This window comes from Prevotella sp. HCN-7019 (assembly GCF_037890215.1).
Taxonomy (GTDB): domain Bacteria; phylum Bacteroidota; class Bacteroidia; order Bacteroidales; family Bacteroidaceae; genus Prevotella.
The window spans coordinates 556838-573255 of record NZ_JBBKBO010000001.1 but is presented as its reverse complement, the minus strand read 5'-3'; the positions used below and the strand labels follow the sequence as shown (position 1 = coordinate 573255).

Genomic DNA, 16418 nt, shown 5'->3' with positions numbered 1-16418 from the left:
TTTCTTGTAAACCATCACCGTTGAATTAATACAGAACATATATGTCACAGAATATGTGTACATATATGCAAGTTGTATGATAAAAACAATATGCAGAATAATCGGCCAATAATCAACAGATACTGTCTGCCTGCGACAGTGTCTGTTTACAGAAAAACATTATATATTTAACAAATGAGAATAATAATTCCGAAAACACATTAACTGTTTTTAACTTTGATGTTCAAAAAAAAATCTTTTTAAATTTATTCTTAACAGAAATTATATCTATATTTGCACCGATATAAAAGACTTAAACCGAAAGCCTAAAAATTATCAAAACACACTTCTTTTAAAAAAGAATAACCCTAATAATAATAATACGGTGAGCATAACTCACTAAAACCATTCAAAATTTAACCAACATGAAACAAACGTTCATTATTTCAGCAATTCTATGCTGCATGATGCTTATCGGTTGTAGCGATGATGACGGTAAGTCCACATCTTACGATCCATCACAACCGGTTGTGTTTACTGATTTCAGTCCAAAAGAAGGACAGGTGCGAACGCGCCTCTACATCTACGGAAAGAACTTCGGAACCGACGAGACGAAGATCCACGTCAATGTCGGCGGACAGGAAGCGAAAGTCATTGGATCGACCGGAGAAATAATCTACTGCATGGTACAGAAACGCTCTTATGACGGCAACGTGACAGTAACCATTGATGGCGAAGACGGAAAACCAGCGACCGAACCTTATACTTTTGAAGAAAAATTCAACTATGTCGCAAAGACCACTGTAGGAACACTTCTGCGCGTTGTTGACGAATACGGAAACTCCGGTTTCACAGACGGTAGCTTCGACGACGGAGCATCTGTACCGTCAAACGACTGGATGGTATTCGACCCTAAATATGCAGAAACAGGTGGCGACCGTCTGCTCTTTACATGTAACTTCTACGACGGTCTGCGTGTGCTCAACCTCACACAGAGAACTGTAAGCAGACTGTTCGCACGTTCACAGTACAGCTGTATGTATTCATTCTCATTCACAGCCGACGGCGACACACTCATCTTCCCTGATGACAACGGAAACGGTTCTAACGAAACAAAACCGAACCTGTACTACTGTCTGCGCTCAGAAGGCTTCAAGAAACTTCGTCCTTACAACTACGGACCTTGCGCATACAGCGTAGTTTGTCTGCCTAACGGAACCAAGTTCTACTCTTCATGGACAAACGCCACAGTTTACAGAATGGAGAATCCGACAGGCGAAATACCTAATACCGACGTTAACCGCACACGCTGCTTTGCCCTTACAGCACTTACACAGACCGACGGACAGCACATGCGTCTGATACTTCACCCGTCAGGAAAATACATGTACATCACCATGGAAGGCGCTCCTGTTGTACTCAGGTCAAACTATAACGAAAAGACAAACATGTTTGAGACACCTATTATCATAGCAGGTGCATTCGGACAGAACGGATGTCAGGAAGGGACAGGTGCTACAGCACGATTCCAGGAAGTTTGGGCCGGCGTGTTCGTTAAGAACGAAGACTATGTCAAGAACCCGAGACCTGACGGCGAGGAATATGACTTCTATTTCTGCGCAAAGGCAAACCACTGTATATGGAAGCTTACTCCTGACGGTGTAGCAACAATCATTGCCGGACGAAGCAATCAGAATGCCGACGGTAAAGTTGAAGGATACATCGACGGTGATCCGCTCACAGAAGCACGTTTCCACACCCCGGCCGGAATTGCTTACGACGAGACCGACGAGACTTGGTACATCGGCGATAACGACAATAAGGGAATACGCTATATCACAAGAGAATAACCAAATAATCCAATACAAGCTATGAGGAATTTTATAATAATGCTTCTGCTTGCCGTATGCGCTCCTTTTATAAGCATTTCGGCACAAAGTCAAGATGACGAAAAGACGATAGAAGTCACCGGTACTGTTACTGACGAAAACGGCGAACCGCTCATCGGCGTAAGTGTAATGCCAAAAGATGAAGCCGGTCTCGGTGCTGTAACAAATGCCGAAGGTGTTTACAAAATAAAGATACCTGCTTACACACGACTCGTTTTCAACTATATCGGTATGGAACAGCAGGAAGTGCTCATCAAGGAGCAGACAACTGCCAACATAAAGATGAAAACAAAGGAAGACAATGTTATCGACGAAGTTGTCGTAACCGGTACTGGTACACAGAAGAAAATCACTCTTACCGGTGCTGTGACAACGGTTGATCCTGAGTTGCTCCGCACTCCTACAGCCAGCCTTTCCAACTCATTTGCCGGTGTTGTTCCTGGTGTATTCGCAAGACAGACCACAGGTAACCCTGGTGACAACGTATCAGAATTCTGGATCCGTGGTATCTCTACATTCGGTGCTGGAAGCAGCGCACTCGTACTTGTCGACGGTTTCGAGCGTGACCTCAACGACATCAACGTTGAAGATATTGAAACCTTCACAGTCCTCAAGGACGCTTCTACAACTGCTATCTACGGTTCACGTGGTGCAAACGGTGTTGTGCTCATCACAACAAAACGCGGACGCGACGGTAAGACCCGTATCAACGGAAAGGTTGAATACAGCTACAACACACGTACAAAGACTCCAGAGTTCGTTGACGGAAGCACATACGCCCGCTTGATGAACGAAGCTCTCGAAAGCCGCAATATGTCTCCGGCATACAGCGCAGACGACCTATATCTGCTCGACAATCAGCTCGACCCTGAGGTTTTCCCGAACATTGACTGGATGAAAATGCTTCTCAAGGACGGTGCCCCGACATTCCGCGCCAACGTAGATGTAAATGGTGGTGGTTCAAACGCACGCTACTATGCATCTGTAAGCTATGTCGAGGAAGGTGGTATGTACAACAGCGACTCTGCTCTGAAAGACTACAAGACCAACGCCAACTATCATCGTTGGAACTATCGTATGAACTTCGACCTCAACCTCACCAAAACAACTCTTCTGAAGATCGGTGTTGCCGGAGCTCTTGAAAAACAGAACCAGCCGGGTTCTATCTATAATGAGATCTGGGAATCCCTCATGGGATACAATCCTATCGCAACTCCTGTAAAATATAAGAACGGAAGATGGGGTTCACAGGGTTCCGGTGGCAAAAACAATCCTTGGGTACTTGTAACACAGTATGGTTACAACCAGATCTGGAAAAACACCATCAACACAACTGCAGAACTCACACAGGACTTCGGTTTCATCACTCCTGGACTTAAAGCTGTAGTACGCTATGGTTACGATATCTACACCGACAATGGTAACAAACGCTGGAAGGCTCCGGAAGGATGGCAGGCAGAACGTCTGCGCGACAGCGAGGGTGAACTCGTGTTCACAAAGAAAGTAGACGAGCAGCTCATGATCGCCATACCTTATTCTAACGGTCAGAAGAAAGAATATTTCGAGGCTGAACTGCACTACGACCGCAACTTCGGTCTGCATCAGGTAGGCGCAATTCTGAAATACTCACAGGACGGAACAACCAACAACTCTGAGAACACATACGTTGATCAGAAAGACGAAGACCCAATCAAACAGATGAACATCGACTTCCAACGTACCATCCAGGGCATCGACCGTCGTCATCAGGGACTCGCAGGACGTTTCACCTACGGTTATGCAAACCGTTACTTCGTTGACTTCAACTTTGGTTACAACGGTTCTGAGAACTTTGCAGCAGGCAACCGCTTCGGTTTCTTCCCGGCATACTCAGCAGCATGGAACCTTGGTGAGGAACCATGGATCAGGAAGGCAGCCCCATGGATCGACATGTTCAAGATCCGCTACTCTTACGGTAAAGTAGGTAACGACTACCTCGACACACGTTTCCCGTTCCAGGGCCGTTTCATGACAGACGACAATGACCGTTACATATACGGAGATTACGGTTCATCAAATTACACTTACAATGGTATCTCTTACCTCATGCTCGCAAACGAGAACATCACATGGGAGGTTGCAAAGAAGCACGACATAGGTATTGACTTCTATTTGTTCAAAAACAAATTCAGCGGTACCATCGACTATTTCCGCGAGACTCGTGACGGTATCTTCATGACACGCAACTATCTGCCACAGATTATCGGTGTATCCAATTCACAGCAGCCTTCTGCAAACATCGGTAAAGTTCGTTCAACTGGTGTTGACGGTAACCTTGCTTACAGCGACAAGTTAGGTCAGGTGAACTTCACAATCCGTGGTAACTTCACTTACAGCAAGAACAAGATTCTCGAATACGATGAGCAGTACAGCCACTACGGATACAGCCGTGTAGCCGGTTATCGCGTTGATCAGGCTAGAGGTCTTGTTGCTTTGGGACTCTTCAAAGATTATGACGACATACGTTACAGCCCGGACCAGTCAGCACTCAAAGGTGACTTCGAAATCGCTCCCGGTGACATCAAGTACAAGGACATCAACGGTGACGGTAAGATTGACGACAACGATATCGTGCCTATCGGCTCGACAACAAAGCCTAACCTTATCTACGGTTTCGGTGTATCAGCACAGTGGAAAGGCTTCGACTTCAATGTTCTGTTCCAAGGCGTAGGCAAATCATCTTTCTTCATCAACGGTTTCACTGTATATCCGTTCAGCCAAGGCTCTTGGGGTAACATCCTCACTGACGTTGTTGACAACTATTGGTCTCTCGGAAAGAACGAAGACGTGAACGCTAAATATCCTCGTCTGACCTACGGCAACAACTCAAACAACAACCGCGCATCTACATACTGGCTGCGTGACGGATCTTATCTGCGTCTGAAGAACCTTGAAATTGGTTACACTCTGCCAAAGGCATTCGTTTCGAGCATGCACATACAGAACGTACGCTTCTACTTCATGGCTACCAACCTGCTCACATTCTCTGATTTTGATCTTTGGGATCCGGAGCTTGGCAGCAGCGACGGACAGCAGTATCCATTGTCAAAGACCTTCACACTTGGTATGACAATAAATCTGTAATTACAACACTCGTATAATAATCTAAAGATAACAGATATGAAAAAATACAAATATATGATAGCCGGAGTAGCTGCAGTGTGTGCAACAGCAGCTCTGACGTCCTGTTCCGACTATCTCGATACAGACAAATACTTCAAGGACCAACAGTCGCTTGAACACATATTCAATAACAAGACCAATACACTTGAATGGCTTTCTCTGAGTTATAGCCGTCTGCAGGGCGACAATATCGAAATAGGTCACAGCGACCAGAATCCAACAAACTTCTGCGACGACATGACCTTCAACGAAGGCAATAACGGTGACCGTTACCGCAAGTTCAAACTCGGCGAATACGGCGACGGATACAACAACGGTTATGACGGATATTACAAAAACTCATGGCCTTGGTCATACGTTGCAATACGTCAGGCTTCTGTATTCATCCACAACGCACACGCCAACGAAGGTCTTACCCAGGACGAGATTGATGTACTCATCGGCGAGGCACACTTCCTGCGTGCCTACTTCTATTGGTTGCTTATCCGCAAATACGGTCCTGTGCCAATCATGCCGGATGAAGGTGCCGATTTCAGTGCAAGCTATGACGATATGTCTTACCCACGCAATACATTCGATGAGTGCGTTGACTTCATCTGTAAGGATATGATCGAAGCTGCAAAACGCCTTCCGGACAGACGCGACAACCTCAACAGTGCACGTCCTACCAAGGGTGCCGCACTTGCCATGCGTGCAAAGGTGCTGACCTATGCTGCCAGTCCGCTTTACAACGGCAACACAGAAATGGCAGACTTCACTGACAAGACCGGCCGCCAGCTTATTTCTCAGGAATACGACGAAAGAAAATGGGCTCTGGCTGTTGCTGCGGGAAAAGACTTCCTTGATTACAACGATCAGGCAGGCGTATACAAAATACACACTGTTGGAGTAAGAAAATCAGCGGAAGACACGTCTTATCCTACAACTATCACACCGCCTGTATGCGAACCTTATTCAAGTCTGAACTTCCCGGATGGTTGGGCTGACATCGATCCGTTCGAGTCTTACCGCTCTGTATTCAACGGTGAGCTCTCTATCGCAGAGAACGAGGAAATCATCTTCACACGTGGTCAGAATGACCGTGGCAACAATCTGACTCCTCCAGATAAGGAAGGTGCAGAAGAAGATAAGGGTGTAAAACAGCTTGTTAAACACCAGTTGCCTAACTCGCTCGGTGGATGGAATATCCATGGTATAACCCAGAAACAGTGTGACGCTTACGATATGGCTGATGGAACACCGTTCGACATCGACCGCGTAATGGCTGAATACGGTGCCGGCAACGAATTCACAAATGCAAGAAACAAGAACCTGCATCCATACGACCACCTGCCTGACAACGGTGTATACATGGGTTATGCAAACCGCGAACCGCGTTTCTATGCTTCCGTTGCTTATAGTGGAACAATCTGGCCGGGTGCAAGTACAACAGAAGACAGATACCACAACCAGCAGATATTCTACTATCGTGGAGAGAACGACGGCCGTGTGAACAGCAACGAACGTTGGGTAAACACCGGTATTGGTGTGATGAAATATGTTCATCCTTACGATATCAATGTAGGTAACAATGCTCTGCTTAAAGATAAACCAGATCCTGCATTGCGTTATGCAGACATTCTGTTGCTATATGCAGAGGCTGTTAACAACCTCACATCAAGCCACGAGGTTCAGTCTTGGGACGGTACACAGACTTACACAGTAAGCCGTGATGTAAACGAAATGCGTCGTGGTGTGAAACCGGTAAGGATGCGTGCAGGTGTGCCAGACTACAAAGACGAGGTTTACGCAGACCGCGACCAGTTCTTCAATGCAATCGTACACGAGCGTCAGGTAGAGCTTTTCGCCGAGAACCAGCGCTATTTCGACCTTCGTCGTTGGAAGATTGCCGAAGAGCACGAGTCTGAACAGATTTACGGATGCAACACTCTGATGGACAAGAGAAATGCTCTTGAATTCTACAACCCAGTCAGAGTTCCGAAACTGCAGACATCATTCTCACGCAAACAGTATTTCTGGCCTGTTTCATGGGATGAGCTCAGACGTAACAAGAACCTCACACAGGCTCCGGGATGGAGAGATTATGAATAATAAATTCACGCAATCATTGATAATATAAAAGATTAAGACAATGAAAAAAATATATTTTATCATATCAGCATTTGCTGTGATGTGCAGCATGTTCACATCATGCAACGACGAATGGGAGGACGAGCTTTACGAACAGCTTGTATCGTTCAAGGCTCCTGTAGGCAGCAACGGTGTGTATGACATATACATCCGCTATCAGGAAGACGGAAGCGGACAATACAAGGTGCCTGTGATCATAAGCGGTTCAAACACCAATGACAAGAATTATGTTGTGAAGATCAGTGTCGACAACGACACACTCGCAATTCTCAACAGCGAACGATTCGCTTCCGGACGCGAAGACCTTTGGTTCAAGCAATTACCGGAACAGTACTACTCATTCCCGTCCCAGACATGTGAGATAAAAGCCGGTCAGAACACAAATACATATACAATCGACTTCAATCTCAAAGGTCTCAACACACAGGAAAACTGGGTTCTCCCTCTGACAATCGACCGCGATCCTTCATACAACATCAATATCCGCAACGGATGGTATAAGGCTCTGCTAAATGTCAAACTGTACAACGATTTCTCAGGAAACTATGCATCATCAAACATGTACGTTTACATTGACGGTCAGGAGTCTGACGGTGCAGTTGAAGACTACCGTGAATGCCGCGTAGTTGACGACAGAACTGTGTTCTTCCTTGCCGGAACAACCTGGAGTGAAGACATCAACCGTGCACTCTACAAGATCGTGACAAGATTTGAAGAAGGTGTGAAAGACGATAAAGGTGTCATCACCGGTCCGCTTACACTCAGCGCCGGCGACCCTGCAAATGCCATCAACTTTGAAAAGAGCGGCGACTGCACATATCGTTACGAGGTCATCAAACATGCGACAAAACCTTATCTGGAGCGCCGCATCACAACAATGTATCTCGACTACAAGTACACCGACATAACATCTGATCCGGAAAACCCGATACGCTTCCACGTAAAGGGTAACATGACAATGGAGCGTCAGTACAACACACTCATTCCGGACGAGGATCAGGCTATCCTGTGGTAATAAAGTTCCGAACATTATGCTGATAACTGCATAATTCAAAAACGGGATGCACTTTCATGGTGCATCCCGTTTCTTTATATTCATTCACATGCAGCAAGTCCGCCACAATCATGTCCTTTCTGCCTGTACTGATTTACAGACAGCCCCTCATCCATCATGCATACACATACAAGCAAGCCAGCCACTAACATGCTGTTCTGACAACACGCCGCACGATGCAAAAAACACTTGTTCATACCTGATTACGGCATTATCAGAAAAACAATAAACAATAAGGCCCATATCGCAGTATGAAAAAGCCCGTATTGCAGCCTGAAACAGGCCGTTTCATGCCCCGAAAAAGCCCATTTCGCATGCTAAAACGGGCCGTTCCGCAACACAGAACAGCCCGTTTCACAACTCGGAAAATACACGTTAAAACTGACGATACCTTAAATTGCTATAAGTATTCAAACAACATCAGTTTCCAAATCCTGTATCAAACTCACATTAAAGAATAATGTTGAACAGATAACCGGAAAGAATTATAAAGAATGTTATCACACCGAAGAACACCGAAATAAGCTTCCAAGTCATAACCTTCTTAAGCAACGTGGCTTCCGGAAGCGACAGACCAACCACTGCCATCATGAATGCCAGCGATGTGCCAAGCGGTACACCCTTTGCCACAAACACCTCCACAACCGGCACTATGCCTGCCGCGTTGGCATACATAGGCACAGCCAGCAACACCGACAGCGGCACCGACAACCATCCTGCTTCCTTCATGAAGCTCTCAAAAAAGCCTTCCGGCACATAACCGTGCATCAGAGCGCCCACGCCTATTCCTGCCACAACATACCATATCACGCCTTTCACAATGCCCATAGCGTCTTTCACAATCGCCGGCAGACGCTTCATGAACGGTGTATGCTGCCGTTCCCATTCCGCCGTGTCTCTCGATGCATTCTGCTGCATCTGCCTCACCCAGTCGCTCAGATACGGTTCCAGCCTCATCTTTCCGAGCACAAAACCGCCCAATACGCCCAGTATGATGCCGCTTGCCACGTATATCAGCGTCACTCGCAATCCGAACGTACCCAGAAACATCGCCACAGCCACTTCGTTCACAAGCGGCGACGTGATGAGATAGGCGAATGTCACGCCGAGCGGTATGCCGCCTTTCACGAAACCGATGAACAGCGGTATGGACGAACAGGAGCAGAAAGGAGTAACCGCTCCGAATACCGACGCAAACAGATACTGGAATCCGTACAGCTTACGCGTCGTGAGATAATTGCGCAGACGCTCTATCGGGAAATAAGCATTCACAATGCCCATCACCACACTTATCAGAAAAAGCAGCAGCACAATCTTTATAGTGTCGTACACAAAAAAGTTCACCGCCTTGCCGGCAGCGCCTGAGGCGTCAAGCCCCATGACTGAATAGACCATCCAGTCTGCAAAACTCTGTATCATAAAAGTATTATCTTATATCCTCGGAAACAATCCTTACACTCACTCTCCGCAGCTGCATTCTGGCATACAGCGCTTCAATATCTCTGTTATGTAGAAGCGCGAGAACGCGTCTCTTATCTCGTCGCGTACCCTTACAAACACGCTTCTCACTTCTTCCTCGGTGCCTTCAGCCTCAGCCGGATCGTCAAATCCCATGTGCAGACGCCTGCCCACCTTGCCCTCAAACACCGGACACGTGGCGTCGGCATTTCCGCAGACGGTTATCACATAGTCCCATTCCTCCGACGTATATTTGCTTACGTCTGTCGGCACGTGGTCACTTATGTCCACGCCCACCTCCGCCATCACGCTCACAGCCATGGGGTTCACCCTTTCAGCAGGCCGCGTGCCTGCCGAGCAGACGGTCATGTTTCTGTCAAACGACTCCAGAAATCCGTGGGCCATCTGACTTCTGCAGCTGTTGCCCGTACACAAAACAAGTATCTTCATAAAATTCCATAATTAACAAGTGAATAATAAACGCCCGTGCCTATGAATAATACCGCCGCCACACGGCCGAACCTTTTTCTGAAAGTCTGCATACGGTCGTAGAACCGTCCCAGACCATTGATACAGTAGGCCAGCACCCATGCCACGATCACGACAGGTATTCCCGTCGCCAGAGCATACACCACTGGCAGCACGTAGCCCTCGCCCTCAACCACCGACATAGGTATAAGCATCCCGAAGAAAATCAGTCCGCTTGCCGGACAGAACGTCAATGCAAGCAGCACACCCAGCAACAGACTTCCCAATGCTCCGTTACGTCTCCTGCCGTCGGCCGAAGGCAACAGCTTTATCTCCGGAAAACGCAGCCGGTCGCCCAGCAGCATCAGCAGTCCGCAGACAATGAGTATCGGACCGAAAAGCCACTCACCAGCACGGCTTATGCCGTCCTGTATAAAAAACGTGTCAGCACCCTTGCGCACCACGGCTATCAGTATGCCGCCCAACACAGAGTAAGCCACCATACGCCCCAGTGTATACAGCACACCGTTCATGAATATGGCGCCGCGCCGGTCCATGTCTTTCGCTATGTAACCTATCGCCGTTATGTTGGCAGCGAGCGGGCAGGGGCTCACCGCCGTGAGCAGTCCCAGGATGAAAGCCGTCACAACCGGTATGCCGCTATTGTCTGCCAAAGTCTGTAGAAACTCCATATACGTCCTATTTCAACAGTTGTGTTATCTTCTGTTTCAGAGCGTCCTTGAAAGCCTTGGTGTTGCTGCGCGCGTTCTTGAAGGCGTATGCCGTCATGTCGCTGCGCGTCTCCGCCTTGCCCTTGTGCCTGTTCACGTAGAGCGACGACCAGCTCACACGATACTTCTTCGCAAGCTCTCCGCCCTCGTCAGTCGATATATCTACCTCCCTGAAGCGCACCTTCTTCTTTTTCACCATGTCGGCAAAGTCGGCATACACCGTCTCCTTGGCATACTTCTCTATCGCGCGGCATGTCAGACAACGCTGTTTACCGTGAAAGTATAACACCTCAACATAGTCAGCGCCCGTGTTCTGCGGCAGGGCCTCCAGCGTGAGCACACACATCAGTGCCGCCAGTATTAGTCTTTTCATCACCGCACCTTTATTTCTCCAACAATGCTTTCACCTCGGCAGCAGTAAGCCTGCCCTTTGCCACAACCTTGCCGTCCACCACGAGCGCGGGAAGAGTCATCACGTTGTAATCCATTATCTTCACTATGTCCTCCTCCTTTGTCACTGTGGCGTCGAGCGCCAGTTCCTTAACAACTTCTTCAACTGTGGCGTACAACGCCTTGCATCCGGCACAGCCGGTACCCAATACTTTGATTTCCATAATTTAATATTTTTATAGTGTTAAACGTAATTCGCAAAACTACGAACAATGTTTTTAAAAAAAAGGAAGTTCATTCACAGCACTTCCCCTTCTTCTTTTCGCAGTGCGCAAAGAATGTTCCGAACATCTCGCTCGCCAGTTTCCAGTTCTCCCGGTTTATGCAATATTTCACCTTCGGAGCCTCAACCTCGCCTTGTATCAGACCTGCGTCCTTCAGTTCCTTCAGGTGTTGCGACACCGTGGCCTTTGCTATCGGCAACTCCTCGTGTATGTCTCCGAAATAGCAGGTGTCGCGTCTGGCCAGAAACTGCATCACTGCTATACGTGCCGGATGGCCCAGCGCCTTGGCAAAACGCGCCAGCTGTTCCTGCATTGCCGTGTATTCCTTCTTTTCACTCATATTTCCGATATTGTTTGCAAATATACGAACAATATCCCGAAAACGCACCGTCACTCCGCATTTTTTAATATTTATAACATATATTGAATCTGTTTCTTACCGTAAAAAGCCGTTTTAAAGCCGCACAAGCCCACAAAACCGCCGCGACAGACAAACACCCGTCAGCCTCCGTAAAAGGCGAAACAGCCCAGTTTATACACGTCGTAGAGCCTCAAACGCGCCTTTCCACCCGTGAGCAGTCTGCGCTCCAACCGTCCGAAGAGCCAGTGCCACATCCTCACTGCCCACAATATGTGCCGGCGGCGCAGCACGTCTGCCACATCTATCATACGCGAATAGCCCCGCATCTCCGCCTCAAAATCGCGCAGTGTACACATGTCTTTCTCCGTCTTCGCCACGAAACACCCATTGCTCTCGAAGTCGTCCATCACCACAGCGTTGTCTATGTGGGCCACAGTCACGCCGCTTTCCTCCAGCAGACGGCCGAATCTCACGTCCTCATAACGCCTCATCCGCTCGTCAAAACGGCAGCGCTCCATCACACCACGCTCCGCCATGAAGTTCACCGAACGAAACGACTGATACGGCCGTTTGCTCCTTTCCTCCGCCGTGTGCCGCTCCTGTGCCCTGCGCTCATAGGCACAACGCAGATTGCGACGCACGTCGTCTGCCGTGCCACCCGTGCGTATTCCTCCAATCACCACGCCCGCTTCAGGCGCTTCCAGATAGCGTATGATAAACCGGTCGTCTGGTAAAGCCATGTCACAATCAACGAACAGAAGCCACCCATACCTGCTCATGCCGGCCAGAAAATTACGTGTTGCGGCTGCGCCCCTGTTCTCCGCACGCACCACATATCTGCAGCCCGCCATCCGTTCTATGCCCCTGTTGAAAGCCACGGCGTCCCTGTCCGTCGATCCGTCGTCGGCCGCTATTATCTCGTAGCGCAGCCCGTCCACGGCATCGCACAGCTCCTTGAGGCGCTCCACCATCGTGAGGCACCTCGTGTTGTAAACCGGCAGAAGTATTGAAAGTTCGTTTCTAATCATTGTTCTTGTCATTATTACAACGGCCAAAGGCTATATATAAAAAACTTCCAAGCCGTTCTTTCAACCAGCACATACGTCAGTTGATACGCATCCTATATTATGCAAATATAGTGAGAGGCGAGTGCAGAGACAAAAAGAAAGACACCGTTTTTCCGTTTTTGGCTTTGCTGAGCCGAATCCTATATTATGCAAATATAGTGAGAGGCGAGTGCAGAGACAAAAAAGAGAGACACCGTTTTTCTTTTTTGGCTTTGCCGAGCCGAATCCTATATTATGCAAATATATGAATAAAAAACGATAGCCGCCCGCCACAAAGCCCTTTAACCAGAAAAAACATGCGCAATCCGTAAAAAAACAGCCGTGCGACGATGCAATAGGAATTATTTTAATATATTTGCCGACATACCGTACACTCCGCCCGACGCCACTTTCACGGCATCACATCACACTGCGGCGTGACACGGCATGCAGCAAACGGCGACACACAACGTGCCCGTGACCGCCACACAATACACATACCTCATCATTAAAAAGCCACACATTATGACCGACACTTCAAAAACCACCCACATCCTTTCCTCATTCCGCGGTATCCTTACCCGCTCTGCATTCATCGCTCTCTGCGCAATGACGGCCGCCACAGCCTATTCGCAGCCGTCAGGACAGCGCACCGTGCGCCAGTGTCTACAACCGAACAGTCCAGTAGGAGTGGCGCGTGGCATTTGGCCGGGACGCGTTGTATGGAGCCATGCGCCCGGTGCGGCGACATGGGAGGATAAATCCCGCGACGATAAGACGGCCGGAACGACCGATGCCGACGACATGTGGTTTGCCGACCGATACAACTCCGACGAGGCGTGCGAGTGGCTTGTGCAGAACACCGTGCTCTCGCTCACCAAGCAGAAGAAGCTGTCAAAGGCATGGAACGACATATTCGCGTATTTCAACAAGACCCACGACCGCGGATCGAAAGGCTACCGCAAGGGTGAGAAGATTGCCATAAAGGTGAACAACAACAATACTTTCTCCCACAGCGACAACCCGAGCATCAACGCCTCGCCGCAGCTTGTGCTCGCCCTTCTGAAGACTCTCGTCGAGGATGCCGGCGTGCCCGAGGAGGCCATCACCGTGGCCGAGCCGAGCCGTTTCATCACCGACTGCCTCTACAACAAATGCCATGAGGCCTATCCCGGCGTGCGATTCGTAGACAACGCGGGCGGCGACGGACGTGTAAAGTCCGAATACGTGGCCGACGCCATGCACTACTCGCGCAACAACGGCCGACTGGCGCGCGGCATATCCACCGCCTTCACCGAGGCCGACTACGTCATCAACATGGCCCTGCTCAAAGGTCACGTGGGGCAGGGCGTGACGCTCTGCGGCAAGAACTGGTACGGCACGATGAGCATACACGCCGACTGGCGCAAGAACTTCCACGACAATTTCAACCAGAACAAGAACGGAAGGCCGAAATACATCACCTTCGTCGACTTCATGGGACACAAGGATCTGGGCGGCAAAACGCTCATCTGGTTCATCGACGCACTCTATGCCGCCAAGTTCGTAGATACCAAGCCCGGCCCGAAATGGACCATACCGCCCTTCAACAACGAATGGCCCTGCTCGCTGTTCGGCAGTCTCGACCCCGTGGCCATCGACATGGTGGGCGTCGATTTCCTCACCAGCCAGTTCCCCAACATGCCCGACGCCGACTTCTCCGACATGTATCTCGTCGAGGCTGCGTCGGCCGACAATCCTCCTTCGGGCACGACCTACGACCCGGAGGGCGACGGAACGCCGCTCAAAAGCCTCGGAACTGCCGAGCACTGGAATAACGTGAACGACAAGCAATATTCGCGCAACATGGGCCGCGACGAAGGCATCGAGCTGGTTTACAGCAAAAAGCAGTTCTGACAAACATACGGAATACAAATCATAAATATAAGAAATATAAAAATAGCTTTATAATAGGTAAAAAATATCAGATATGAATAAATATAAAAAATATTATGTATATTTGTTTCATATAATCTAATAACATAATAATAATGAATATTGTACAAACATTTTGGACTAACAATAAAGATCTATTTACAAATAACTTTGGCTGGATAAATGCTCAAGCTAATCTTATTTCATGGACTTTAAGTTGTTTAACATTACGAAATAAATATGATAATGTAAAATTATATACGGATTCTTTATGCGCAAAAGTATTCATTGATAAATTACAATTACCTTATAATGAAGTAATTGTATGTTATGATAATCTTGATTGTCACACAGATCATTGGGCTTATCCCAAAATACTAACATATTCAAAACAAGAATCGCCATTTATACATGTTGACGGAGATCTTTTCCTTCCACAAGGTTTTCCCTTACATTTTGAGAAAGCTACACTTATTGCTCAAAACAAAGAAAAAGGAACCAGTTATTATAAGAATATGATGATGTCAATATTACAAATGAACCCTAAATTACCAAGTTATTTAATAGATGAACTTAAAAAAGAATCTATCGGGTCTTATAATGCAGGTATTCTTGGAGGCAATGATATAGAATTCATCAAAAAATATACTGATGAGGCATTGAAAATTATTTATGACAATAACCTAAATTCACATTTATGTTTAAAAAATAGCATTAATTACAATATTCTATTTGAACAAATTCTGTTTTATGTTCTCACAAAAAAGGCATCTAAAAATGTGGAAACCATCATTGAAGAAGAAATAAATGATAATGGATATTCTTGTAATGATTTCTGTAATTTCTGTAATTTTAACAACTCTACACTATTACATTTACTTGGTGGACATAAAAAAAATAAAGAATTAATAAAACAAATGGAAAGAACATTACTATATAAATATCCTGAATACTACTTACGGATTCTAAAACTATTTCCTAATAAAAATATTAGAATAAATAAACAAAATGATAATAATAGATCCTTAGAAATTACTATTGAATCATGTATCACGAAATATTATGATTGGCAGGAAGCTATCTTAAATAAATGGAAACACATATCTTTAACAGAACTTCTAAACGTTGAAAAAAATATAGATGGTAATCTATCTTTCATAAATGAAAATGAAAACGAAAATGAAAAAAATAAATATATTTTTAAGTTACATCCATTTCTAGAAATATTTACAATACCAGAAACATGGCCAAATAAAGCTAAAGAAATGCTATGTCAGAGATTATCACATTATTCTATAATTATCGGACATGATATTGTTTGTATTCCATGTCTTGAAGACAAGGGATATAAAGAAATTATCATTGGTGATATTTCATATAATATTATTACAATAATTTCTAATAAGAATATATCATTTAAAACTATAAACAATAAGCTTTGGGATTCTATTTCTGGAAAAATGGCAAAAGACAAAATTAATACACAATCAATAATAAATAAAGAATTTAGATTTTTACTTGATAACGGCATAATATATGCCAAAAAATAATT

The 16418-nt window shown here is 46.6% G+C and carries 13 protein-coding genes; 6 read left to right on the top strand and 7 right to left on the bottom strand.

Features of this window, described 5'->3' with window-relative positions:
- Positions 1 to 404 precede the first annotated feature (404 nt).
- The 4 genes from WKT13_RS02015 to WKT13_RS02000 are packed head-to-tail and all read left to right on the top strand — an operon-like array spanning position 405 to position 8175.
- Positions 405 to 1829: an IPT/TIG domain-containing protein gene (locus tag WKT13_RS02015; RefSeq protein WP_340322603.1), complete on the top strand. Its 1425-nt coding sequence runs from the start codon at positions 405 to 407 to the stop codon at positions 1827 to 1829.
- Between the two features lie 21 nt (positions 1830 to 1850).
- Positions 1851 to 4991, top strand: a complete 3141-nt coding sequence (locus WKT13_RS02010; protein ID WP_340322602.1) for a SusC/RagA family TonB-linked outer membrane protein — start codon at positions 1851 to 1853, stop codon at positions 4989 to 4991.
- Positions 4992 to 5027: 36 nt separating this feature from the next.
- The gene (locus WKT13_RS02005; protein WP_340322601.1) at positions 5028 to 7121 is read left to right on the top strand and encodes a RagB/SusD family nutrient uptake outer membrane protein; all 2094 of its coding nucleotides are present in this window, start codon (positions 5028 to 5030) and stop codon (positions 7119 to 7121) included.
- A gap of 40 nt (positions 7122 to 7161) precedes the next feature.
- Positions 7162 to 8175: a DUF4973 domain-containing protein gene (locus WKT13_RS02000; protein WP_340322600.1), complete on the top strand. Its 1014-nt coding sequence runs from the start codon at positions 7162 to 7164 to the stop codon at positions 8173 to 8175.
- Positions 8176 to 8664: 489 nt separating this feature from the next.
- Here the strand turns inward: WKT13_RS02000 and WKT13_RS01995 are convergent, their stop codons facing one another.
- From WKT13_RS01995 to WKT13_RS01965, 7 genes are all read right to left on the bottom strand, one after another.
- Complete coding sequence (locus tag WKT13_RS01995; protein WP_340322599.1) at positions 8665 to 9633, bottom strand: permease; 969 nt, start codon at positions 9631 to 9633, stop codon at positions 8665 to 8667.
- Positions 9634 to 9672: 39 nt separating this feature from the next.
- Positions 9673 to 10122 (bottom strand): arsenate reductase ArsC, encoded by a 450-nt coding sequence (locus WKT13_RS01990; RefSeq protein ID WP_340322598.1) that lies wholly within the window; start codon positions 10120 to 10122, stop codon positions 9673 to 9675.
- Positions 10119 to 10832 (bottom strand): aromatic aminobenezylarsenical efflux permease ArsG family transporter, encoded by a 714-nt coding sequence (locus WKT13_RS01985; protein WP_340322597.1) that lies wholly within the window; start codon positions 10830 to 10832, stop codon positions 10119 to 10121. The genes WKT13_RS01990 and WKT13_RS01985 overlap by 4 nt, the downstream gene beginning before the upstream one ends.
- A gap of 7 nt (positions 10833 to 10839) precedes the next feature.
- Positions 10840 to 11244 carry a nitrophenyl compound nitroreductase subunit ArsF family protein gene (locus WKT13_RS01980; protein WP_340322596.1) on the bottom strand — a complete coding sequence of 135 codons (405 nt, stop codon included), beginning with the start codon at positions 11242 to 11244 and terminating at the stop codon, positions 10840 to 10842.
- Positions 11245 to 11254: 10 nt separating this feature from the next.
- Positions 11255 to 11485, bottom strand: coding sequence for a thioredoxin family protein (locus WKT13_RS01975; protein ID WP_298619044.1), 231 nt, complete (start codon positions 11483 to 11485; stop codon positions 11255 to 11257).
- Positions 11486 to 11555: 70 nt separating this feature from the next.
- Positions 11556 to 11885, bottom strand: a complete 330-nt coding sequence (locus WKT13_RS01970) for an ArsR/SmtB family transcription factor (RefSeq protein ID WP_340322595.1) — start codon at positions 11883 to 11885, stop codon at positions 11556 to 11558.
- A gap of 161 nt (positions 11886 to 12046) precedes the next feature.
- Complete coding sequence (locus WKT13_RS01965; protein ID WP_340322594.1) at positions 12047 to 12934, bottom strand: glycosyltransferase family 2 protein; 888 nt, start codon at positions 12932 to 12934, stop codon at positions 12047 to 12049.
- Positions 12935 to 13477: 543 nt separating this feature from the next.
- Between WKT13_RS01965 and WKT13_RS01960 the strand changes: the two genes are divergently transcribed.
- Positions 13478 to 14848 (top strand): DUF362 domain-containing protein, encoded by a 1371-nt coding sequence (locus WKT13_RS01960; RefSeq protein WP_340322593.1) that lies wholly within the window; start codon positions 13478 to 13480, stop codon positions 14846 to 14848.
- Between the two features lie 134 nt (positions 14849 to 14982).
- Positions 14983 to 16416: a DUF6734 family protein gene (locus WKT13_RS01955; protein ID WP_340322592.1), complete on the top strand. Its 1434-nt coding sequence runs from the start codon at positions 14983 to 14985 to the stop codon at positions 16414 to 16416.
- The last annotated feature ends 2 nt before the right edge of the window (positions 16417 to 16418 follow it).